The sequence below is a fragment of the Stutzerimonas kunmingensis genome, from assembly GCF_021432085.1.
In the GTDB taxonomy this organism is placed as follows: Bacteria; Pseudomonadota; Gammaproteobacteria; order Pseudomonadales; family Pseudomonadaceae; genus Stutzerimonas.
Map to the genome: position 1 here is coordinate 1,576,797 of NZ_CP090366.1, position 20,466 is coordinate 1,597,262.

A 20,466-nucleotide genomic window follows, 5' to 3' on the forward strand; every position below is an offset into this window, starting at 1 on the left:
CATGGCACAACAGCTAATCAACCTCGGCGCCACCGGCAGCGGCGCCGGCGGCGACAGCGCCCGCACGGCGTTCGAAAAGGCCATTGCCAACTTTGCCGAGCTGTATGCCGCCGCGTTGCCGGATTCCGAAGAGCGGAAGGCCGCCGCGCGCGCCATCTTAGGGCTGACTAAAGGAACATCCCCAGGCAACGTGCTGGTGGCCGGCGCGGAGCTGGTCGGGAGGCATACCGTCGAGTGTTTCGCCTTTCTGGATGCAGGCTCAGTACCGGGCGCCACGATCTACACGAATATTCCGGCCTCTGAAGACATCATGCCGAACCTGATCATTCGGGGCGCGCTGAACGGATACACCGAACCGTTCGAAGCCCGTCTGTCGTGGTATTTCTACGGCGGCGTGATATACCTGCCGAACGTGCTCATCACCGCGACAGGCGGCGTTTCTGGCGTGCGGTTTTACCTGCGGCCGGAGAACGGGAAAATTGTCATTCGGATTGATTTCGGCGGCAGCGTCTATATCAGTCGCCTGGCCTTCGATGCTTTGTTAATCCCTGGCGGGTATAACCCCGACCCGTCTACGCTGCGGGGATGGTCGGCCGTGGCGTCAAACGCTGCGGGCTCTGGTGAAGTCGAGGCACTGCGCGCGAGGACATATCACAGCCGAAACATCCTCGGCACCGTCTCTCATTCCAACGGCGTGCCTACGGGCGCGATCATCGAGCGCGGCAGCAATGCGAATGGGGAGTACATCAGATGGGCGGATGGGACACAGATTTGCCTAAAAACCATCGACGGAACGGTAGATGTAACTTCGCCAGTTGGCAGCGTGTTTTATGGGCCGAACCAAATTGGCGGCGGCGCTTGGCCGGCTAGCTTCTCCGTTGCGCCTCGCGTTTTTGAACGACTAGACAGCGCCGGCGGCCTTGCTTGGCTTGGGTCTGGTAGTGTGCCCAGTGCCTACACGGCGCCGTTTTTTTTCCCTATGTACGCTACAGCAGGCTCCCAGCTGCTAACGCTGAAACTACTCGCCATCGGCCGCTGGTACTAAGGAGCGCATATGCAAATCACCCTTTCCCCCGTCCGTATGGACGAAACCCTGGCCGCCTCCCGCGCCGGCGACGTGCTGACCCTCAACGGCGAGGCCTTCGACTTCGGCCCGCTGCCTGAGGGCGCCACGCTGCCAGCCGAGGCGATTGATTCGGACTGGATCGTCGGCCCCGTGTCGCGCATTGACGGCGAACTGCACCTGACCCTGCGCCTGCCGCACGGGCCGAATCCGAGCCAGGCCGCGGCCTTCCCCAAGCCCCTGGTGGTGATGGTCGACGGTGAGATTGACCTGCCGTTCGACCCGCCTGCCGAGCCGGAACCGCTGCCCGACATGCCCGAGGAGCTGCCAGCATGAACATCGACTATTCGCAGCTGATCACGCCCGAGAAGAAGGCCGAGGACGCGGCCAAGGCCGCCCGCGATGCATGGAAGACGCGCCGCGCCGAGGCGGTGCGCGCGATCAAGGTAACGACCGCCAGCGGTCGTACCTTCGACGGCGACGAAACCAGCCAGGCCCGTATGGCCCGCGCGATCCTCGGCCTGCAGGAAGCGGGCGCCGGCGCGACCGTGACCTGGGTGCTGGCGGACAACACCACCATCGACGCCACCGCCGCCGAATTGGCCGAGGCGTTGAGGCTGGCCGGCGCCGAACAGGCGCGGCTGTGGGTGGCCAGCCATGAATAAGCTGGACCTGACCACCTACGTGGCCCGCTATGGCCGCCGGCCGTACTGGCTGGCCCTGCTGATCGCCCTGGACCAGCTCGCCAACGCGCTGCTGTGGGGCTTTGTGGACGAAACGCTGTCGAGCCGGGCCTACCGGAGCGCCCAGCTGCGCACGCCGGCGAAACGCCGCTGGCGGCTGGCTGAGCGTCTGATCAATACGCTGTTCTGGCGCGACCGCGTGGGCGAGCTGCGCCACTGCCAGCTGGCGTACCTGGGCGAACTGGCGCGCGAGCATTCGCCGCCGTCACCCGTAACGCCGCCACCCGAAGCCCCGCCCCGTGCGGGGCTTGCTGTTTCTGGAGAGTGACCGATGGGCATCAATGCCGATGTGCAGCTGCTGGAACCCGGCGCCGAGGTGACGCTGTACGTCATCGACTGCACGGCGTTCGGTGGCGATGTGCTGCACTTTCATGGCCACCGCGTAGCGCATACGCCGGCCGAGCTGGCCGCCGCGGCGATCAGCCCCGAGCCGCTGCGCGCGAAATCGATCTGGTGGCAGGGGCAGGAATACCGCGCCTGGCCGGTGAAGGGCGAAGGCTTCGCCCTGGACGGCGACGGCCCGGCACCTTCGCCGACGCTGACGGTGGGCAACCTTGACGGCTCGATCAGTGCGCTGTGCCTGCTGTTCGCCGACCTGGCCCAGGCGCGGGTCACGGTGCGTACCACCTTTGCCCACTACCTCGATGCGGTGAACTTCGAGGGTGGCAACCCGACCGCGGACCCGACCCAGGAGAAAACCCAGGTCTGGTACATCGAGCAGAAGACCGGCGAGAACGGCGAGGCCGTGGCCTTTGCGCTTAGCTCGCCAGCGGACGTGCAGGGGCAGAAGATCCCGGCGCGGCAGATTCACGCGCTGTGCGACTGGGCCATGTGCGGCGAGTACCGCGGCCCCGACTGCGGCTACACCGGCGGCCCGGTGGCCGACATTGACGGCAACCCAACCGATGACCCCGCCCGCGACCGCTGCGGCGGCCTGCTGAGTGACTGCAAAGCGCGCTTCGGCGCGAACAACCCGCTGCCACACGGCGGCTTCCCAGGCGCCGGCCTGCTGAGGCAATGACCCATGCGTAAACACATCCTGAAAGCCGTGCGCGCGCACGCCGCGGCCGAGTACCCGCGCGAGTGCTGCGGCCTGGTGGTGCAGATCGGCCGCCGCCAGCAGTACGTGCGCTGCCGCAACCTGGCCGAGGGTGCTGCAGGCACCGACCGCTTCGAGCTGGACCCGGCCGACTACGCCGCCGCCGAAGACCTGGGCACCATCGTCGGCGTCGTGCATTCGCACCCCGACGCCACCAGCCGCGCCAGTGCCGCCGACGTGGCGCTGTGCAATGCCGGCACGGTGCCCTGGTACATCCTGAGCTGGCCCGAGGGTGATCTAAACGTGCTGACCCCGTGCGAGGGCGTGCCCCCGCTGGAGGGCAGGCCGTTCGTGCATGGCACCGACTATGACTGCTACGGGCTGATTCGCGGCTTCTACCAGCTGGAATACGGCATCACGCTGCCCGACTTCCCGCGAGCGGATGGTTGGTGGCACAACGGCGAAAACCACTATCTGGAGCGCTTCGAGCAGGCCGGATTCGAGGTGGCCACTGGCCCACTGCAGCGCGGCGATGTGGTGCTGATGCAGGTGCAGGCGCCGGCGGTGAACCATGGCGGCGTGTACCTGGGCGACGGGCAGCTGCTGCACCACCTGTACGGCCGCCCGAGTGGCCGGGTGGCATATGGCGGCTATTGGCTGGACCGCACCGCGCTGGTGGTGCGCTACAAGGGGGCGGCATGAACCAACTGCGAACCGTGCGCCTTTACGGCGTGCTGGGTGCGCGCTTCGGCCGGGTGTTTCGCCTGGCCGTGGCGAGCCCGGCTGAGGCCATCCGCGCGCTGTGCGCGCAGCTGCCGGGCTTCGAACAGTACCTGGCGACCAGCCGCGACCGCGGGCTGACCTACGCGGTGTTCTACGGCCGGCGCAACCTGACCGAGCAGGAGCTGCAGCTTGAAGGCCGGCAGGGGGATATCCGCATTGCGCCGGTGATCATCGGCAGCAAGAACGGTGGCGTATTTTCCACCGTGCTGGGCGCGGTGCTGGTGGCGGTGGGCGTGTACACCGGCAACGGCTGGCTGGTGGCTACAGGCGCCGGGATGATGGCCGGCGGCGTGGCGCAGATGCTCGCACCGCAGGCAACTGGCATGTCCGCCCGCGAGGCGCCGGAAAACAAACCGTCGTATGCCTTCGGCGGCGCGGTCAACACCACCGCCCAGGGCAACCCGGTCGGCCTGCTGTACGGCAAGCGCCGCATCGGCGGGGCGATCATTTCCGGCGGCATCTACGCCGAAGACCAGCTGTAACCCCGCACGCTTCCAATTCCCGAGCCCGGCCATGCGCCGGGCTTTTTCGTTTTCGAGGTTCCCCGCATGAGCGCAGCAGCAGCGATTCACGGCCGCAAGGGTGGCGAGAAGAAGCCGCGCACCCCGAGGGAGGCGCCCGACAGTGTGCAGTCGACGGCCTATGCCAAACTGCTGATCGCCCTGGGCGAAGGCGAGTACGCCGGCAACGCCGCCGGCACGCTGGATGGGCGCGATATCTATCTGGCCGGCACGCCGCTGATAGGCCCGGACGGCACCGAGAACTTCCCCGGCGTGCGCTGGGAGTTCCGCCCCGGCACGCCGCATCAGGAGCACATCGCCGGATTGCCGGCGGTCGAAAACGAAATCGGCGTCGGCGTCGAGCTGCGCAGCGGTACGCCCTGGGTGCGTGCGATCACCAACCCGCAGCTGTCGGCGGTGCGCCTGCGCCTGTCGTGGCCCGCGCTGCAGCAGCAGAAAGACAATGGCGATGTGGTGGGCTACCGCATCGACTACGCGATTGACGTGGCCACCGATGGCGGCAGCTGGCAGGAGGTCAGCACCTACACCGTCAACGGCAAGACAACCACCAAGTATGAGCGCACGCACCGCATCGACCTGCCGGCCGGCAGTGCCTGGCAAGCGCGCGTCCGCCGCCTGACGCCCAATCAGGACGGCAACAAGGTGGCCGACACCATGCGCGTGGAGGCCATCACCGAGGTCATCGACGCCAAGCTGCGCTACCCCAACACCGCGCTGCTGTATGTGGAGTTCGACGCCGCGCAGTTCGACAGCATCCCGCAGGTTGCAGTAGAGACGCGCGGCCGCGTGATCCGCGTGCCGAGCAACTACGACCCCGCCACCCGCGCCTATGTCGGGCTTTGGGACGGCACCTTCAAATGGGCCTGGACGGATAACCCGGCCTGGGTCTGGTATGACGTGGTACTGGCCAAGCGCTTCGGCCTGGGCCGGCGTATCACGGCCGATCAGGTGGACAAGTGGGCGCTGTACCGCATCGCCCAATATTGCGACGAACTGGTGCCAGACGGGCAGGGTGGGCAAGAGCCGCGGTTTACCTGCAACGTGTACATCCAAAGCCAGGCCGAGGCCTGGACGGTGCTGCGCGACCTGGCGGCGATCTTCCGCGGCATGACCTACTGGGACGGCACGCAGATGGTCGCCGAGGCGGACATGCCGCGCCCGGTCGACTACGTGTACAGCCGCGCCAATGGCGTGGTGGGCGGGTTCAGCTACGCCGGCGGGCAGCAGAAAAACCGCTACAGCATGGCGCTGGTCAGCTACGACGAGCCGGCCAATGCCTACCAGTCCGACGTGGAGCCGGTAGCGGATAACGCCCTGGTGCGCCGCTACGGCGTGAACAAGCAGGACATTACCGCCATCGGCTGCACCCGCCGCAGCGAGGCCAACCGCCGCGGCCGCTGGCTGCTGCTGACCAACGCCGCCGACCGCATGGTGACCTTTCGCGTGGGGCTCGACGGTGTGCTGGCCCGGCCGGGCTGGGTCATCGGCGTGGCCGACGAGCTGCTGGCGGGCCGCCCGCTGGGTGGGCGCATCAGCCTGGTTTCCGGCCGGCAGATCACCCTCGACCGTGACGCCCAGGTGCAGGTCGGCGACCGCCTGGTGCTGAACCTGCCGAGCGGCGTGGCCGAGGGCCGCACCGTGCAGAGCGTGACCGGGCGCACCGTGACGGTAACGACCGAATACAGCGAGACGCCGCGGGCGCAATCGGTGTGGGCGCTGGACGCCGCCGACCTGGCCATTCAGCTCTACCGCGTCACGCGGGTGAGCCGGCCCGAGGCGGGCGTGTTCGAGATTGTCGGGGTGCAGTACGACCCGAGCAAACACGGCGCGGTCGACACCGGTGCGCGCATCGAGCAGCGCCCGGTATCCGTGGTGCCGGCCGGCGTGCAGGCACCGCCCACGGGCGTGATACTGGAGAGTTTCAGCTATGTCGATCAGGGCCTGGCCATCACCACCCTGCGCGCGCAATGGGAGGCCGCGGCGGGTGCGGTGGCCTATGAGGCCGAATGGCGCAAGGATGACGGCCAGTGGCTGGCGGTGCCGCGTACCTCGGCCCTGGGCTTCGAGGTGCCGGGTATCTATGCCGGGCGTTATCTGGTGCGGGTGCGCGCGGTCAACCCGATTGGCGTGGCCTCGCTGGCGGCCTACAGCGCAGAAACCCAGCTCAATGGCAAGGAGGGCGCCCCGCCGGCGCTGGCCTCGCTGACGACCACGCCGGAGCTGTTCGGCATCGGCCTGGCCTGGGCCTTTCCGGCCGAAGGCGCGGCCGACACCCAGCGCACCGAAATCGAGTACAACACCAGCCCGAGCGCCCAGGGCGTGATGCACCTTGGCGATTACGCCTACCCGCACAACCGCCACACCATGGCGGGGCTGGCGGCGGGCGCGACCTTCCATTTCCGCGGCCGTCTGGTGGACCGCAGCGGCAACGTGGGGCCGTGGTCGGCCTGGGTGATGGGGCAGGCGAGCGTCGACGCGACCAAGATTCTGGACGCCATCGCTGGGAAGATCAGCGAAACGGAGCTTGGCCAGCACCTGCAGGACCGGCTCGACCTGATCGACGGAAGTGGGCCTGGCTCGGTGAACGAGCGCCTGCAGCAGGTCGCCGACGTGCTGGCCTATGACCCAGCGAAGACCTACGCCGCCGGCGAAACGGTGCGCGCTGGCCAGCGGCTGTATCAGGCCACGGCGCCGGTGCCGGCCGAAACGCCGCCGCCGAATGCCACTTACTGGCTGGATATTGGCCAGGCGGTGCAGGCCGCAAACGCCCTGGCCGGGCAGGTTTCGCAGAACGCCGCCGCCATCGAGCAGACCGAGCAGGGCCTGCAGGCCCAGGCCGAGCGGCTGGACGGGGTGTTTGCCCAGGTTAACCCGCCGCTGGCGGGTGATGCGGGATGGTCGGCGGGCAGCACCGCGGTGCTGGCGGGGGTGTGGTCGGAGCAGTCCGCCCGCGCGTCCGAGGATATGGCGCTGGCCGTGCGCATCGACTCGGTGACAGCCCAGGTGGGGCAGAACGCGGCGGCCATCACGGCCGAGCAGACCGCCCGCGCCGATGCCATCAGCGCCATGGCGCAGCGCATCGACACGGTGGAGGCCGAGCTGGGCGAAGACCTCGCCGCGACGGTGCAGCAGACCAGCGAGGCGGTGGCCAGCCTCGACGGGCAGCTGCGGGCCATGTACTCGGTGAAATTGGGCGTTACCAGTAACGGCCAGTACTACGCCGCCGGCATGGGGATTGGCATCGAGAACACACCCGAGGGCATGCAAAGCCAGGTGCTGTTCCAGGCGGATCGGTTCGCGGTCATCAACGTGGCAAACGGGCAGATCACCACGCCGTTCGTGATTCAGGGCGGGCAGGTGTTCATCAACTCGGCGGTGATCGGCGATGGCACCATCGACATGGCGAAGATCGCCACGGCGCTGCAATCGACCGACTACGTGGCCGGGCAGCAGGGGTGGCGGCTGGACAAGGCCGGCAACTTTGAAATCAACGGCAGCGTAGCCGGGCAAGGGCGAATGCAGCTGACGAACCGTGCCCTGAAGTTCTGGGACGGCAACGACGTACTGCGCATTCAGGCGGGGGATTTGACGGCATGATCGGAGGGCTTAGAACCTGGGACGAGCAAGGGCGCCTGACGCTGGACACGTCGACGTTCACTTACCAGATCGTGGCGAATGTGCTGGTGAACTTCGCCAGCACGTCGGTGCTGAACATCCCGATAACCGGCAACGCGAGCAACCATTGCGCGGTTGCCCTGGCGTTGTCTGGCAGCTTTATGCCCCACATTGAGGTGCAGGCAAATAACGTCCAAGTAACGCGCTATCACCCGTCTAGCCCCTCGGCAAACCAAACCACCGGCATTGTGCGGATTTTGGTAATGAGGTTCCGCCCCGCCGCCGGCGCCGCCGGGCCATCGGGCTCTTATGGCTTTCTAGCGATCAATGATGCTGGGTATGTGCAGATCGACGCCGAGAAACCGCGGCTTTCGGTGCTAAGCAGTGGCACCTATCAGGGAACATCCATGACGGTGACGGTGAGTTTTCCGCAGCCGATCACCACCCAGGAACCGCCTTGCGTGTTTATCCGCCCGTCAACTTCGAGCGGCACCGAGCTGTATTACGCCATGTCGATCATCGGCAGCCCTGGAGGATGGACTGGGTTTAGCATCAGTACGCGCAACGTGGCATATCTACCCAGCGGCAAATGGTTTGCCGCGGCGTTTGCGCCGACCGCTTCGGCCACCTATGGCCTGCGCATATGGGACGGCGCTGCTGCGCGCGTGTACGACTCGGGCGCGGCGCCGGCGGTGGTCACCAATGTGGTGCAGAGCTGGACCTATGTTGGCGCGGTGGCCGGCACGCTGGCCGGGCATTACTACTGGCGGGCAAGCTACAGCGTGGCCGAGGACGAATACGTGATGATCAATCCGTTTACCCTGCCGGCCCTGTCTGCAACCTCTCCAGCGGCCTCGCCCACCGCCATCAGCCTGAATTACGCGCAGAAGTACGCCGAAATCTACCAGCAAGGCCCGAGCGGCACGGTGTTCACCAACAAGGGCAACGTCCCGGCGGTGTTCGCGCGGCTGTTCATTGCGTAAGGCTTCGCATAGATTAGAGTGGCAATTTGCCATTTAGCGGGGTGATGCGGTGGGAGAGGCTAAACGACGCAGGATGTCCGATCCACTGTTCGGAAAGGTACGGGAGGAACAGAAGTTCCGAGGGGTAATACTCACCAATCCAATGCGCATTGATGGCGAGCAAATCCAACTAGGTGGCGGGCTTCATCCAGAAGAACTTCGCTACGCCTTGCTGTTTTGGGATCGCATCGTATGGCCGTCTTCGCGTCTGATATATGTAGATGGTGGGCCTGATTCAGAGTATTTGGAAAGTGCGGGAGTGCTTTCTCGGCCAGACTACAGTATCGACGGTTGCGCAGCACAGGGCATGCTCGCGGGGGTTCTCGCTGCACATCAAGATCTCTCGCGAGAAAATCCGCGCGCGTGGGCGTTGCTAGAGGGGCCAAACTCAATCTCTTTTGATAGAGAAGATGCGGGGCGCCCCCGAGGGTTGGGCGTCGACCTCGTCAAATGCATCCCCGTTCCGGCTGGAGATGTGCCGTTAGCAGAAATATTAGAGTTTAAACATAGGCGTCGCGACGAATTGCTTCTGCTGCGTGCTGAGCTTGAGCGTTTGAACAGTCTTGCACTGCTATCCAACGACCCTGAAGAGTTCATCTATCTCGCCATGCAAGAGATTGATAAAGCCACCCGGGACGTTTTGGCTGTATCGAGGGAGTGGCAGTTTCCAGTGGCATTGGCAGATAAGCGGATTGAGTTTGCGCCTGATCTGACGAAGGCTGCAGCCAATGCCGCAACGGCCGCAGCAATGAACACTCTACTGCTAGAGGCGGTAATGCCGCTAAGTTCCGCTGTTCTCTCAAGCGCCGCGGCGGTCGTTAGTCAATTCAAGCTTTCAGCCACTCCTAAGTTCGTAGGCGTCCGAAGATCCCTTGGACCATACGCATACGCATATCGAATTCATAAAGAACTCGGCGTCTTCTAACACAGCAGCAATTTGCTGAGCCCGCTTCCCGGCGGGCTTTTTTTTGCCTGGAGATAAGCCATGCCTCGAATATCAGCTGCCCAAGCGGGCGGCACAAACATGCTCGCCTTTCTGGACCTGATCGCCTGGTCGGAAGGCACCGACAACGGCCGTCAGCCGACGCGCGATCGGGGCTACGACGTCATGGTCGGCGGTTCGCTGTTCGACTCCTACGCGGATCATCCGCGCCGCTTGGTCAACCTACCTGCACTTGGCATCAAGTCCACCGCTGCGGGCCGATACCAGATCCTTGCGCGGTACTGGGACCACTACCGCAAGCAGCTCGGTCTTTCGGGAGGGTTTACCCCTCTGAATCAGGACCGGGTCGCTCTGCAGTTGATCGGCGAATGCAAGGCGCTGGATGACATCAAGGCCGGTCGCATCACCGATGCCATCCACAAATGCCGTAGCCGCTGGGCGTCTCTGCCCGGGGCCGGGTACGGCCAGCATGAGCACAAGGTCAACAGTCTGTTGGCTGCGTACTCGAAAGCAGGAGGGGCGCTGGCATGACCGCCTGGCTGAAGTTCGTGCCCGGCTGGGCCTGGTGGGTGCTGGCTCTGGCTGTTGTGGCCGGCGGGCAGCAAGTCCGGGTGCTATCGGCGCAGTCTGACGCAGCGCATGCGCATGCTGCGGTGGCCAGGCAGGCCGCGGATCACCAGGCGTTCCTGAAACAGGTAGCCGAGGCCAATGCCGAGGTGATCCTCAAGCAGCAGGCCGACCGCCTCGCGCTCGAGCAGCGCCTGGCCAAGGCGGACCAACAATCAATCGAGAAACTGACCCATGCACTCACCGAAAACGATCGCCTTGAGCGCCTGTATAGCTCTGCTGACGATGAGCGTCGCCGCCTGCGGATCGAAGCCACCCTTGCCCGTAATGACGCCATCGTGTCCGCCGCCACCGGCTCCGGCAGCGTGGGCGATGCAGCCAGCGTCGAACTCAGTGCAGCAGCTGGACGGGCTGTTTGGGATATCCGGCGATCAATGATCGATGACCAGGCGAAGCTGGCCTATCTGCAGGAGTGGGCCCGTCAGATTCTAGGTGTCCGCTGATCCGTCCTCGGCCAGGCACCACCAGGACTGCGCGTAGGCAATCCCGTCGATGATCTCATACCCAGTCAGCACGAACCCATTGGTGCTCATGCCATGGAGCGCTACGTCCAGCAGTGGTGGGATCACGCTTGATTCCAGCGGGTTGTTCTGCACAAGCCGCGCGATCTCGGACTGGCGCCCAAGGTCCTCGCTTCGGCTGGTCTCGATGCGCACATCCCCGTAGATTGGCGGGGTGCTTCGCCGCTTGCGCGGTTCGATCGGGCGGCCATGATCGCGCATCAGCCGGACATATACATACATGGCTATAGCACCGGGTCGCTGATGCGCTCGATGAGGTGTGCTCCCTCGTTCCGCACATTCCCTACGGCCGCCGGCACCGGGTACCAGGTGAACTCGTCGACGGCCAGGCCGTGCTCCAGTGCGAGCTCCTCGGCCTCCTCGGGGGATAGCTCCGGGTCCAGCCAATGCGCTGCGCATTCCGGCGACAGCACAAGCGGGCGGCGGTCGTGGATGTCGAGCATGCCTGCGCCGCTGCTTGCTGTGATGATCACGAACCCGTCGTCATCCCGTGGCTCGGCCACGCCGCCGCGCTGGAATTGCCCGATCGCAGCAAAGAAGCACGGCTCGCCCGAGGCCAGCTTGATCAGATAGGGCTGCTTGAGCTTCGGCTTGGCCTCGTCCTTCTTCCATTCGAACCAGCCGTCTGCGGGCACGATAGCGCGGCCGGTTTTCCATATGTCGCGGAAGAACTTGCTCGTCGCGGCTGTCTCGACCCTGGCGTTGATCGCCGGCGGCCGTTTCCCCTGCGCCCAGAACGGCGCGTATCCCCAGCGCACCCCGTCCATGCGCAACCCATCTTGGTCCTGGTGCAGCAACTGCACCCGCGATTGTGGCGGCACGTTGTACCGCCCGATCGGATTTGGATCTACTCCATCGATCGTCATCTGCCCGAGCGCTTCGAGGTACTCAATCGGGTATCGGTACTGCGTTATGCGTCCACACATGGTTGTTCCGCGGCCTCACAATGCATGTTCTGCATAGACCTTAGACGCAGGAAATGGTTGGAAAGCCGGCGGCTGGTGACAATTTGCAGCGGCTCGGCGGGGCGATAACTGTCGCCGTTACTGTCACCAAATAAAAAAGGGCCTCGATAGAGGCCCCGTAGAATCTGGAGCGGGCGAAGGGAATCGAACCCTCGTCATGAGCTTGGGAAGCTCAGGTAATGCCATTATACGACGCCCGCTCAGGGGTGCCTTTTTACCAGAAGGCTTGGGCGAAATGAAGGGCAGCATTGGGTTTTTCTGGCGGGCAGGCGAAAAGGGTTCAGATCTGAGCCATCTCCTGCTCGGTCAGCGATCGATACCGGCCGGGTTCCAGTGCTAGCCCGCATTTCTCACAGCCCTGCGCATTGGGCCGTTTTGACGGACGCAGGTCGTCGCAGGTGGCGCAGGCTGCCGACAGCGCTGATTTCGGGCAAGCGCCTGCGAGCGCGCTTGAACAAGGCGCTTGCGGCAGGGTGGACGGGGTGTGATGTGGAGGGGGACGGTGGGTGTGCGGCTGTCAGCGCGCCGCGGCGCTCAAGACATCGAAGGCGTGATCGAACACCTCCTGCTGCGGGAAGGCCGAACTCATGGCCACTTTGACCCGGCGCACGCTCACGGTGATGACCGCGCCGATCTTGAGCAGCTTCAGGCGGATGCTACCGGCCGTGGCCTGGGCCAGTTCGGTCCCCGACAGCGCCAGCCTGCGCAGGCTTTCGAGCAGCACGTAGGCGAACGAGGACAGCCACAGCCGCAGCTGGTTGCTGCGCAGCGTCGCGGTGGAGGTGCGGTCGGCGAACAGGTCGAGCTGACACTCCTTGATGCGGTTCTCCATCTCGCCGCGCGCGCAGTAGAGATCCTCATACAGCGCCTTGTCCGGCCAGTCCCCGACCGCAAGCGTGGTCACCACGAAGCGTGGGTTGGTCTTGCCCGGCAAGGCCTCGGCCTTGGCCACCACCCGGCGCTCGGCGCTCCAGCTTTTCCTCGTGCGGTAGTGCAGTTCCTGGAACACCCGTGCCGGGACTCCCGTCGCTTCGCACTGCGCCTGGGCCTGCCGCAGGCTCGGGCCGATGGCCCGGGTCAGGCGCGCGTTGCGCGCCAGTCCGAAGACATAATCGACCGACTGTGCTTCGCACCAAGTCATCAGGTCATCCCGGCAGAACCCCGAGTCGGCGCGCAGCACGATGCGCGTGTCTGGCCAGCGGGCGCGAATCTGCTTGACGATGCGTTGCACCTCTTCCAGCGCCCCGGCGGCGCCATCGACGTTGGCCGGGCGCAACTTGGCGCACAGCAGGTGACGGCCGCAGAAGATGTACAGCGGCAGGTAACAGTAACCCCCGTAGTAGCCGTGAAAGAACCGGCCCTCCTGCTGCCCATGCAGCGGATCGTCGGTGGCATCCAGATCCAGGATGATCTCCTCTGGCGGCCTGCGGTGGGCGTCCAGAAACAGATCGACGAACAGATCCTCGATCATGCCGGCCTGCGGCCGGATCTTGTGATAGCGCGAACTGCCCTGCGCCTGGAAGCGCTCCAGCCGGTTGAGCGTGCTCTTGCCGGCCAAGGGCGCACAGCGCGCACGTCCGGACTGCAGCTTGCCGATCACCGCGCCCAGCAGCGGGTCGTGGCGCAGTTGCTCGTGATCGTTGAGATCCTCGTAGCCCAGCGCGATGCCCATCACCCGCTGCGCCACCAGCGTGCGCAGCGGAAACTCCACCGCCTCGGGCATCCGATCGTCCTGGAAACAGCCGGCCAGGCGATCGAACAACCCCACCGCTTCATCGGTTTGTTTGAGCAGCAACGCGCCGCCATCCGAACTCACCCGACCGCCATCAAATCCGGCTACCACCGCGCGCCGCCCCACCCCTGAAAACGTGTACTGCTTCGGATTACACTGTGTCTGCATCGGGCCGCTCTCCGTTGTCGCGCTAAATCGTTCTTTGCACAACAATTTTCGCGCATCCGACGGCCCGGTGCATCTCTTCCTGTGAGAAATGCGGGCTAGGTCCAGCGTCAGAGGACCCATGCTTTCGCGATGCAGGGCGGTGACCTTGTTGTTGAAGCGACCGAACATGCGCTTGACCTGGTGGTAGCGGCCCTCGTGCAGGGTCAGACGGGCGCGGCGGGGTGCGAGCAGTACGAGTTCGGCGGGTAGCGTGGTGAGGTTTTCGAAGCGGAAATACATGCCCTGGGCAAAAACGTCAACGCAGGCCGGGTCGATCTCGTCTTCGGTTTCGACCAAATAGACCTTGCCCAGCAGGCTGGTAGGCTGGGTCAGGCGGCGGGACCACCGACCGTCGTTGGTGAGCAGCATAAGGCCGGTGGTGTTGAAATCGAGGCGGCCGGCGATGTGCAGGTCATGCTTGTCCGGCTCGTCGATCAGGTCGAGCACGGTTCGGTGTGTCGCGTCCTGGGTAGCGCTGGCGCAGCCTGCCGGCTTATGCAGCATCAGGTAGCGCGCCGCTTTCCCCGCTTGCAGCAGTTCTCCGTCCAGCTCGATTCGGTCGAATACACGAACGTCCAGATCCACTATCCGGCTGGTTTCGCCGTTCACCAGCACTCGGTCTTCGGCCAGCAGGCGCCGAACGTCCTGACGACTTAGACGTGCGCGATTGGCGAGGTAGCGGTCAAGGCGCATCTGGAGGAGCGGTTTGGCTGCGAGCGCAGCGCGGGCAGATACAGGCCTGATTTCGGAGCGTGGCAGGAATGCGCTCGAGCACGTGATCGGGGATTGGGGTCGTGAAGCACCAGCAGGGCTGGGCGGCGGCAGGGTCGCACTCGCCGCACTGGTTGGGCTGACCGCAGAGCGGGCAGTTGGAAGGATCTACAGGCTCGCTCATAGCGTTTCCGTTAACGCCGGGTTTCGCGTGCCGCTCGAGAGGCCGGCACGCGAACGCCGGTTTACATGACGCGCTGGCCCGGCTTGGCGCCGTTGTCGGGGCTCAGCAGGTAGATTTCGCTACCGCCGGGGCCAGCCGCGAGGACCATACCTTCCGAAACGCCGAACTTCATCTTGCGCGGCGCCAGGTTAGCGACATACAGGGTCAGACGACCTTCCAGCTTGCTTGGGTCCGGGTAGGCGCTCTTGATGCCGGAGAAAACGTTGCGCTTGGCATCGCCGATGTCCAGGGTCAGACGTAGCAGCTTGTCGGCGCCTTCGACGAACTCGGCCTTCTCGATCAGTGCAATGCGCAGATCGACCGCGGCAAAGGCATCGAAGTTGATTTCCGCGGCGATCGGCTGCTTGGTCAGTTCGCCATTGCCCGCCGGGGCAGCTGCGGCTTCGCTGGAGGCGAGGTCTTCTTTGGATGCTTCGATCATGGCTTCGATCTTCGCGGGTTCAATGCGGGTCATTAGCGGAGTGAAAGCATTGAGCTGGTGGTTGGCCAGCAGCGTCGCATGGTCGTTCCAGGTGAGCGGCTCAACATTGAGGAACTGCTCGGCAGCCGCGGCGAGGTTCGGCAGCACCGGCTTGAGGAAAATCACCAGCTGGCGGAACAGGTTGATGCCTAGTGCACAGATTTCCTGTACCTCGGCCTGCTTGCCTTCAACCTTGTTCAGCGCCCATGGCGCCTTATCGGCGATCCAGGCGTTGGCACGGTCAGCGAGCGCCATGATTTCGCGCATGGCACGGGCGAAGTCACGTGCCTCGTAAGCCTCGGCGATGCTCGGGGCGGCGGCTTGGAAGGCTGCCCACAGTTCCGGTTCAGGGTTGGCGTCGACCATCACACCGCCGTTGCCTTTGTGGACGAAGCCGGCGCAGCGGCTGGCGATGTTGACGACCTTGCCAACCAGATCGGAGTTGACCTTCTGCACGAAATCTTCGAGGTTCAGATCGAGGTCGTCCACGCCGCGGCCCAGCTTCGACGCGTAGTAATAACGCAGGTATTCCGGGTTCAGGTGATGGAGATATGTGCGCGCCTTGATAAAGGTGCCGCGCGACTTGGACATCTTCTGTCCATTCACCGTCAGGTAGCCGTGCACGTTGACCGCGGTCGGCTTGCGGAAGCCAGCGCCCTCCAGCATGGCCGGCCAGAACAGGGTGTGGAAGTTGATGATGTCCTTGCCGATGAAGTGGTACAGCTCGGCGGTCGAATCCTTGCTCCAGAACGTGTCGAAGCTCAGCTCTGGGCGGCGCTTGCACAGGTTCTCGAAGCTGGCCATGTAGCCGATCGGTGCGTCCAGCCAGACGTAGAAATACTTGCCCGGTTCACCCGGAATTTCGAAGCCGAAGTAGGGCGCGTCACGCGAGATGTCCCACTCCTGTAACCCTCCGTCGAGCCATTCGGCGATCTTGTTGGCAACCGACTCCTGCAGCGCACCGCCGCGGGTCCATTGCTTGAGCATGGCCTCGAAGTCCGGCAGCTTGAAGAAGAAGTGCTTGGAGTCCTTCAGCACTGGCGTGGCGCCGGAGATCGCCGAACGCGGATCTTTCAGTTCGGTCGGCTCGTAGGTGGCGCCACACTTCTCGCAGTTGTCGCCGTACTGGTCCTCGGCCGCGCACTTCGGGCAGGTGCCCTTGATGAAGCGGTCGGCGAGGAACATGCCCTTCTCGGGGTCAAAATACTGGGTCACCGAGCGGGTTGCGATGTGGCCGGCGTCGCGCAGACGTGTGTAGATCAGCTCGGCAAGCTTGCGGTTCTCTTCCGAATGGGTGGAGTGGAAATTGTCGAAGTCCACCAGGAAGTCGGCGAAATCACTGCCGTGTTCGGCCTGCACGTTGGCGATCAATTGCTCGGGCGTGATGCCTTCTTTCTCGGCACGCAGCATGATTGCCGAGCCGTGGGCGTCGTCAGCGCAGACATAGATGCACTGGTTGCCGCGCAGCTTCTGGAAGCGCACCCACATGTCCGTCTGAATGTACTCGAGCATATGGCCGAGGTGGATCGAACCGTTGGCGTAGGGCAGTGCGCTGGTAACGAGAATCTGGCGAGCTTCGGACATGGGAAATCTGCAGTCGGAATTGCGAAAGAAAGTCTGCAACTATAAAGGCCCGGCGCGTATTTTTCACCCGCGCTGCCCATCCCCGGCTTCGACAGTGCCGGTTGGTGTTGGGCTCGGAAGTGGCGTGCGGGGTAAGATGCCTGTCTGATTTGCTCGGTCTTTCTAGGAGTAACCATGTCCGTCACTCGCGAAGCTGTGGAAACCGTCCTGCGCCAGTACACCGATCCCCATTTGAATCAGGATCCGGTGAGCGCCGGCTGCGTGCGTTCGATCGAGGTGCAAGGTGATAGGGTCAGCGTGCAGCTTGAGTTGGGCTACGCCGCTGCGCTGTTTCGCAGTGGCTGGGCACAGATGCTGGCGATGGCTATCGAGCATCTGGATGGCGTCAGTCGCGCCGATGTCCAGGTCGATTGCGTCGTGCGTCCGCACAAGGCGCAGGATCAGGTGCTGGCGCTTTCCAATGTGAAGAACATCATCGCCGTGGCATCCGGCAAGGGCGGGGTGGGCAAGTCGACCACAGCCGCCAATCTGGCTCTGGCCTTGGCGCGCGAAGGTGCACGGGTGGGCGTGCTGGATGCCGACATCTATGGCCCGAGCCAGGGCATCATGTTCGGTATCGCAGAAGGCACGCGCCCGGAGATTCGCGATGGCAAGGCGTTCATCCCTCTAGAGGCCCACGGGGTGCAGGTCATGTCCATGGCGTTCCTGTCCGATGACAAGACGCCGATGGTCTGGCGCGGGCCGATGGTTTCCGGTGCGCTGTTGCAGTTGATCACTCAGACCGCCTGGAACGATCTCGATTATCTGGTGGTGGATATGCCGCCGGGGACGGGCGATATCCAGCTGACGCTGGCGCAGAAAGTGCCGGTGACGGGGGCGGTCATCGTGACCACGCCGCAGGATCTGGCGTTGCTCGACGCCAAGAAGGGAGTTGAGATGTTCCGCAAGGTGAACATTCCAGTGCTCGGTGTGGTGGAGAACATGGCCATCCATATCTGCTCGAGCTGCGGCCATGCGGAGCATCTGTTCGGCGAGGGTGGTGGCGAGAAGCTGGCGGCGCAGTACAACGTCGATCTGCTGGCATCGCTACCTTTGTCGATGGCGATTCGCAGTCAGGCGGATGCGGGCAAGCCGACCGTGATCGCTGATCCGGAAAGCCAGATCGCGATGATTTACCAAGAGGTGGCGCGTACCGTCGGTGCCCGTATCGCCCAGAGTGGGCAAATCATCGCGCAGTCGATGCCGAAGATCGTCATTTCCGAGGACTGAGCCTAGCGGCGGTGACGCCATGCGTCACCGCCCGCGCCCGGCGATAAATTGCAGGCACAAAAAAGCCCCGCCGAAGCGAGGCTTTTTCAGAGAAGACTCAGGTTAGATAACCTGAACTTCCTCAGCTTGCATGCCCTTCTGGCCGCGGGTAGCGACGAAGGAAACTTGCTGGCCTTCTTTCAGGCTCTTGAAACCGTCGCCCTGGATGGCGCGGAAGTGTACGAAGAGGTCGTCACCGGATTGCGGAGTGATGAAGCCGAAGCCTTTCTCATCGTTGAACCACTTAACGGTACCGGTTTGGCGATTGGACATTTGATGTCTCCTTGAACCAAGTTTTGAAAAATAAAGTGCGGACTGAAAAGGTCCGAACATCACTGTGTGCAAGGAGATAGGAGTCGTATCGATATTTGGATCGAAATCTAAACATGTAGCGATTCACGGTGACACATGCAGCAGCAGCCCAGTAACAATACCTTTTTTCTGGAGCAAAGCGAGCTTTATTTTGGATTTCTTCTCCGAGCGGCGCGGTTGAGGTGTGACCTGCTCTGCGGCGCGCATCGCGGCCATGCTTTTACACGCGCACGAGGCTCGGTAAGATGCGCGTCTTCGCACGCCCATTTCATCTAATCAGGACGCCAGCCATGAGCATCAAATCGGACAAGTGGATTCGCCGCATGGCCCAGGAACACGGCATGATCGAACCCTTCGTCGAGCGCCAGGTGCGCACCGAGGGTAACGATCGGCTGATTTCCTATGGCGTCTCCAGCTATGGCTACGACGTGCGCTGCGCCGATGAATTCAAGGTGTTTACCAACATCAATTCGGCGACGGTCGATCCGAAGAATTTCGACGAGAAGAGCTTCGTCGACATCAAGAGCGACGTCTGCATCATTCCGCCTAACTCTTTCGCCCTGGCGCGCACGGTCGAGTACTTCCGCATCCCGCGCAACGTGCTGACCATCTGCCTGGGCAAGAGCACCTACGCGCGCTGCGGCATCATCGTCAACGTGACGCCGCTGGAACCGGAGTGGGAAGGGCATGTGACCCTGGAGTTCTCCAACACCACGACCCTGCCGGCCAAGATCTACGCGAACGAGGGGGTTGCGCAGATGCTGTTCCTCGAGTCCGACGAAGAATGCGAAGTGTCCTACCGCGACCGCGGCGGCAAATACCAGGGCCAGCGCGGCGTGACGCTGCCCAAGGCTTGATGGCAAAGAGCAATACGAAAAAGCCCTGACCAATGGTCAGGGCTTTTTTTTGCAGCGGTGGAGCGTGCAGGGTGCTTGGCCAGTACACCTGCCAAGCACTCGTTACCCTACCAGCCCGGTACGCCTCTCATGTCCGGCAGCTTGTGTGCGATGCCCTTGTGGCAGTCGATACAGGTTGCCTCGCCGCTGGCCAGGGCAGTGGAATGGAACTCCGATGCCCGTTTGCCTTGGCGGGTGAAGTCCATGTAGCCGAAGTCGTGACAGTTGCGGCACTCGAGCGAGTCGTTGGCTTTGAGTCGCGCCCATTCGTGCTCGGCTAGCTCACGACGCTTGTCGAGGAATTTCTCGCGCGTGTTGATTGTGCCGAAGATCGTGCCCCAAACCTCCTTGGACGCCTGCATCTTGCGCGCGATCTTGTCGGTCCACTTGTGCGGTACGTGGCAGTCCGGACAGGTTGCCCGTACGCCCGAGCGGTTGCTGTAGTGAATGGTATCCTTGATCTCCATGTACACGTTGTCTTCCATCTCGTGACAAGAAATGCAGAAGGCCTCCGTGTTGGTGGCTTCCAGCGCGGTGTTGAAACCGCCCCAGAAGATGATCCCGGCGATGAACCCGCCGAGGGTCAGCGCCCCCAGACTGTAGTGGACGCTGGGCCGGCGGAGAACGGCCCAGTAGCGTTTGAAAAATGACTTGATCGACTTCATCCAGGCCCCCTCAGTTTCCGTTGGTGGATGGTGAGGTTTCCCGGTACAGCAGTTCGTCGATGGTCTTGAAGCGATTTTCCACCAGCGGCTTCACATCGTGCTGCGGTACATGACATTGCGTGCAGAAGTACCTCCGCGGCGCGACTGCCGCCAGGGTCTGCTGGTCGCGATCGGTGTAGTGGGTGATGCTGATCATTGGCGCCTGCGCGCGTGCACTATTGGCCCGGCTATGGCAGGTCAGGCATTTGTTGGCATTCTTGTCGACATGATACCCACGGATACTGTGTGGAATGGTCGGCGGCTGTTCCGGATAGTTGCGCTCGCGCCGGGCATCCTTGTTTTCCTCGTCGTGCAGTTTCGGTGGGGTGAATTCCTGAGTAATGGTCCCGCCTGGACGGCGACCGTCCGGGGCTGGTGCATCCAGTGGGTAGTTGGTTTCGGCGGCGACGGCCAGTCCGAACACCGCGAGCAGGGTCAGCGGAAGTAGGCGAAATTTCATGGCGGT

Annotated in this window: 23 protein-coding genes, 1 tRNA gene and 1 pseudogene; 14 read left to right on the forward strand and 11 right to left on the reverse strand. The window is 63.6% G+C overall.

The features are described from left to right. The first annotated feature begins 1 nt into the window (after window position 1). The 12 genes from LW136_RS07420 (at window position 2) to LW136_RS07475 (ending at window position 10,799) form a co-directional block, all read left to right on the forward strand. A complete protein-coding gene (locus tag LW136_RS07420) occupies window positions 2-1,045 on the forward strand; it encodes a hypothetical protein (RefSeq protein ID WP_234174852.1) in 1,044 nt (347 codons plus the stop codon). Between the two features lie 9 nt (window positions 1,046-1,054). Beyond that, on the forward strand, window positions 1,055-1,399 hold the full coding sequence (locus LW136_RS07425) for a hypothetical protein (RefSeq protein WP_234174853.1): 345 nt from the start codon (window positions 1,055-1,057) through the stop codon (window positions 1,397-1,399). Then, window positions 1,396-1,728 carry a DUF4376 domain-containing protein gene (locus LW136_RS07430; protein ID WP_234174854.1) on the forward strand — a complete coding sequence of 111 codons (333 nt, stop codon included), beginning with the start codon at window positions 1,396-1,398 and terminating at the stop codon, window positions 1,726-1,728. Before LW136_RS07425 ends, LW136_RS07430 begins: the two co-directional genes overlap by 4 nt. Beyond that, window positions 1,721-2,074, forward strand: coding sequence for a hypothetical protein (locus tag LW136_RS07435; protein ID WP_234174855.1), 354 nt, complete (start codon window positions 1,721-1,723; stop codon window positions 2,072-2,074). The genes LW136_RS07430 and LW136_RS07435 overlap by 8 nt, the downstream gene beginning before the upstream one ends. A 3-nt stretch (window positions 2,075-2,077) precedes the next feature. Further along, window positions 2,078-2,827 (forward strand): phage minor tail protein L, encoded by a 750-nt coding sequence (locus LW136_RS07440; protein WP_234174856.1) that lies wholly within the window; start codon window positions 2,078-2,080, stop codon window positions 2,825-2,827. Window positions 2,828-2,830: 3 nt separating this feature from the next. Next, complete coding sequence (locus tag LW136_RS07445; protein ID WP_234174857.1) at window positions 2,831-3,547, forward strand: C40 family peptidase; 717 nt, start codon at window positions 2,831-2,833, stop codon at window positions 3,545-3,547. Beyond that, the gene (locus LW136_RS07450; protein WP_234174858.1) at window positions 3,544-4,110 is read left to right on the forward strand and encodes a tail assembly protein; all 567 of its coding nucleotides are present in this window, start codon (window positions 3,544-3,546) and stop codon (window positions 4,108-4,110) included. Before LW136_RS07445 ends, LW136_RS07450 begins: the two co-directional genes overlap by 4 nt. A 66-nt stretch (window positions 4,111-4,176) precedes the next feature. Then, the gene (locus LW136_RS07455) at window positions 4,177-7,746 is read left to right on the forward strand and encodes a TipJ family phage tail tip protein (RefSeq protein ID WP_234174859.1); all 3,570 of its coding nucleotides are present in this window, start codon (window positions 4,177-4,179) and stop codon (window positions 7,744-7,746) included. After that, on the forward strand, window positions 7,743-8,747 hold the full coding sequence (locus tag LW136_RS07460; protein ID WP_234174860.1) for a hypothetical protein: 1,005 nt from the start codon (window positions 7,743-7,745) through the stop codon (window positions 8,745-8,747). The genes LW136_RS07455 and LW136_RS07460 overlap by 4 nt, the downstream gene beginning before the upstream one ends. Window positions 8,748-8,820: 73 nt before the next feature. Next, the gene (locus LW136_RS07465) at window positions 8,821-9,711 is read left to right on the forward strand and encodes a DUF6236 family protein (protein ID WP_234174861.1); all 891 of its coding nucleotides are present in this window, start codon (window positions 8,821-8,823) and stop codon (window positions 9,709-9,711) included. Window positions 9,712-9,771: 60 nt separating this feature from the next. Next, window positions 9,772-10,260 (forward strand): glycoside hydrolase family 24 protein, encoded by a 489-nt coding sequence (locus LW136_RS07470; protein WP_234174862.1) that lies wholly within the window; start codon window positions 9,772-9,774, stop codon window positions 10,258-10,260. Further along, on the forward strand, window positions 10,257-10,799 hold the full coding sequence (locus LW136_RS07475; RefSeq protein WP_234174863.1) for a lysis system i-spanin subunit Rz: 543 nt from the start codon (window positions 10,257-10,259) through the stop codon (window positions 10,797-10,799). Before LW136_RS07470 ends, LW136_RS07475 begins: the two co-directional genes overlap by 4 nt. On the opposite strand, the gene LW136_RS07480 is transcribed toward LW136_RS07475, so the two are convergent. From LW136_RS07480 to metG, 7 genes and pseudogenes are all read right to left on the reverse strand, one after another. Continuing rightward, window positions 10,785-11,099, reverse strand: coding sequence for a hypothetical protein (locus tag LW136_RS07480; RefSeq protein WP_234174864.1), 315 nt, complete (start codon window positions 11,097-11,099; stop codon window positions 10,785-10,787). The two genes, LW136_RS07475 and LW136_RS07480, sit on opposite strands and share 15 nt — an antisense overlap. 2 nt (window positions 11,100-11,101) lie before the next feature. Further along, window positions 11,102-11,803, reverse strand: a complete 702-nt coding sequence (locus LW136_RS07485; RefSeq protein ID WP_234174865.1) for an SOS response-associated peptidase family protein — start codon at window positions 11,801-11,803, stop codon at window positions 11,102-11,104. Between the two features lie 165 nt (window positions 11,804-11,968). Continuing rightward, window positions 11,969-12,042, reverse strand: a tRNA-Gly gene (locus LW136_RS07490). A gap of 317 nt (window positions 12,043-12,359) precedes the next feature. Then, window positions 12,360-13,742, reverse strand: a complete 1,383-nt coding sequence (locus LW136_RS07495; protein WP_034018616.1) for an IS1380 family transposase — start codon at window positions 13,740-13,742, stop codon at window positions 12,360-12,362. Between the two features lie 93 nt (window positions 13,743-13,835). Beyond that, window positions 13,836-14,474, reverse strand: a pseudogene (locus LW136_RS07500) (pseudouridine synthase); the annotation flags it as partial. Beyond that, window positions 14,464-14,676 carry a cysteine-rich CWC family protein gene (locus LW136_RS07505; RefSeq protein WP_234174866.1) on the reverse strand — a complete coding sequence of 71 codons (213 nt, stop codon included), beginning with the start codon at window positions 14,674-14,676 and terminating at the stop codon, window positions 14,464-14,466. The gene LW136_RS07505 and the pseudogene LW136_RS07500, both read right to left, overlap by 11 nt. Window positions 14,677-14,737: 61 nt before the next feature. Next, window positions 14,738-16,780, reverse strand: a complete 2,043-nt coding sequence (gene metG, locus LW136_RS07510; protein ID WP_230355685.1) for a methionine--tRNA ligase — start codon at window positions 16,778-16,780, stop codon at window positions 14,738-14,740. A gap of 174 nt (window positions 16,781-16,954) precedes the next feature. Between metG and apbC the strand changes: the two genes are divergently transcribed. Then, window positions 16,955-18,049 (forward strand): iron-sulfur cluster carrier protein ApbC, encoded by a 1,095-nt coding sequence (apbC, locus tag LW136_RS07515; RefSeq protein WP_101274296.1) that lies wholly within the window; start codon window positions 16,955-16,957, stop codon window positions 18,047-18,049. Window positions 18,050-18,151: 102 nt separating this feature from the next. Here apbC and LW136_RS07520 read toward each other — a convergent pair whose 3' ends face one another. Next, complete coding sequence (locus tag LW136_RS07520; protein WP_003282211.1) at window positions 18,152-18,361, reverse strand: cold-shock protein; 210 nt, start codon at window positions 18,359-18,361, stop codon at window positions 18,152-18,154. A 123-nt stretch (window positions 18,362-18,484) separates the two neighbouring features. Further along, complete coding sequence (locus tag LW136_RS22750; RefSeq protein WP_256445873.1) at window positions 18,485-18,616, reverse strand: hypothetical protein; 132 nt, start codon at window positions 18,614-18,616, stop codon at window positions 18,485-18,487. A 74-nt stretch (window positions 18,617-18,690) separates the two neighbouring features. Between LW136_RS22750 and dcd the strand changes: the two genes are divergently transcribed. Further along, a complete protein-coding gene (dcd, locus tag LW136_RS07525) occupies window positions 18,691-19,257 on the forward strand; it encodes a dCTP deaminase (protein ID WP_003302346.1) in 567 nt (188 codons plus the stop codon). Window positions 19,258-19,364: 107 nt separating this feature from the next. Here dcd and LW136_RS07530 read toward each other — a convergent pair whose 3' ends face one another. Both LW136_RS07530 and LW136_RS07535 read right to left on the reverse strand, forming a co-directional pair. Further along, entirely contained in the window at window positions 19,365-19,961 is a 597-nt protein-coding gene (locus LW136_RS07530; RefSeq protein WP_023443863.1) for a cytochrome c3 family protein, read from the reverse strand. A 10-nt stretch (window positions 19,962-19,971) separates the two neighbouring features. Then, entirely contained in the window at window positions 19,972-20,460 is a 489-nt protein-coding gene (locus tag LW136_RS07535; RefSeq protein WP_102831902.1) for a nitrate reductase cytochrome c-type subunit, read from the reverse strand. Between the last annotated feature and the right edge of the window lie 6 nt (window positions 20,461-20,466).

What these genes read in the sequence shown, in the direction of transcription:
- LW136_RS07420 (WP_234174852.1), top strand. Translation starts at nt 2, where the DNA reads ATGGCACAACAGCTAATCAACCTCGGCGCCACCGGCAGCGGCGCCGGC.
- LW136_RS07425 (WP_234174853.1), top strand. Translation starts at nt 1,055, where the DNA reads ATGCAAATCACCCTTTCCCCCGTCCGTATGGACGAAACCCTGGCCGCC.
- LW136_RS07430 (WP_234174854.1), top strand. Translation starts at nt 1,396, where the DNA reads ATGAACATCGACTATTCGCAGCTGATCACGCCCGAGAAGAAGGCCGAG.
- LW136_RS07435 (WP_234174855.1), top strand. Translation starts at nt 1,721, where the DNA reads ATGAATAAGCTGGACCTGACCACCTACGTGGCCCGCTATGGCCGCCGG.
- LW136_RS07440 (WP_234174856.1), top strand. Translation starts at nt 2,078, where the DNA reads ATGGGCATCAATGCCGATGTGCAGCTGCTGGAACCCGGCGCCGAGGTG.
- LW136_RS07445 (WP_234174857.1), top strand. Translation starts at nt 2,831, where the DNA reads ATGCGTAAACACATCCTGAAAGCCGTGCGCGCGCACGCCGCGGCCGAG.
- LW136_RS07450 (WP_234174858.1), top strand. Translation starts at nt 3,544, where the DNA reads ATGAACCAACTGCGAACCGTGCGCCTTTACGGCGTGCTGGGTGCGCGC.
- LW136_RS07455 (WP_234174859.1), top strand. Translation starts at nt 4,177, where the DNA reads ATGAGCGCAGCAGCAGCGATTCACGGCCGCAAGGGTGGCGAGAAGAAG.
- LW136_RS07460 (WP_234174860.1), top strand. Translation starts at nt 7,743, where the DNA reads ATGATCGGAGGGCTTAGAACCTGGGACGAGCAAGGGCGCCTGACGCTG.
- LW136_RS07465 (WP_234174861.1), top strand. Translation starts at nt 8,821, where the DNA reads ATGTCCGATCCACTGTTCGGAAAGGTACGGGAGGAACAGAAGTTCCGA.
- LW136_RS07470 (WP_234174862.1), top strand. Translation starts at nt 9,772, where the DNA reads ATGCCTCGAATATCAGCTGCCCAAGCGGGCGGCACAAACATGCTCGCC.
- LW136_RS07475 (WP_234174863.1), top strand. Translation starts at nt 10,257, where the DNA reads ATGACCGCCTGGCTGAAGTTCGTGCCCGGCTGGGCCTGGTGGGTGCTG.
- LW136_RS07480 (WP_234174864.1), bottom strand. Translation starts at nt 11,099, where the DNA reads ATGTATGTATATGTCCGGCTGATGCGCGATCATGGCCGCCCGATCGAA.
- LW136_RS07485 (WP_234174865.1), bottom strand. Translation starts at nt 11,803, where the DNA reads ATGTGTGGACGCATAACGCAGTACCGATACCCGATTGAGTACCTCGAA.
- LW136_RS07495 (WP_034018616.1), bottom strand. Translation starts at nt 13,742, where the DNA reads ATGCAGACACAGTGTAATCCGAAGCAGTACACGTTTTCAGGGGTGGGG.
- LW136_RS07505 (WP_234174866.1), bottom strand. Translation starts at nt 14,676, where the DNA reads ATGAGCGAGCCTGTAGATCCTTCCAACTGCCCGCTCTGCGGTCAGCCC.
- metG (WP_230355685.1), bottom strand. Translation starts at nt 16,780, where the DNA reads ATGTCCGAAGCTCGCCAGATTCTCGTTACCAGCGCACTGCCCTACGCC.
- apbC (WP_101274296.1), top strand. Translation starts at nt 16,955, where the DNA reads ATGTCCGTCACTCGCGAAGCTGTGGAAACCGTCCTGCGCCAGTACACC.
- LW136_RS07520 (WP_003282211.1), bottom strand. Translation starts at nt 18,361, where the DNA reads ATGTCCAATCGCCAAACCGGTACCGTTAAGTGGTTCAACGATGAGAAA.
- LW136_RS22750 (WP_256445873.1), bottom strand. Translation starts at nt 18,616, where the DNA reads ATGGCCGCGATGCGCGCCGCAGAGCAGGTCACACCTCAACCGCGCCGC.
- dcd (WP_003302346.1), top strand. Translation starts at nt 18,691, where the DNA reads ATGAGCATCAAATCGGACAAGTGGATTCGCCGCATGGCCCAGGAACAC.
- LW136_RS07530 (WP_023443863.1), bottom strand. Translation starts at nt 19,961, where the DNA reads ATGAAGTCGATCAAGTCATTTTTCAAACGCTACTGGGCCGTTCTCCGC.
- LW136_RS07535 (WP_102831902.1), bottom strand. Translation starts at nt 20,460, where the DNA reads ATGAAATTTCGCCTACTTCCGCTGACCCTGCTCGCGGTGTTCGGACTG.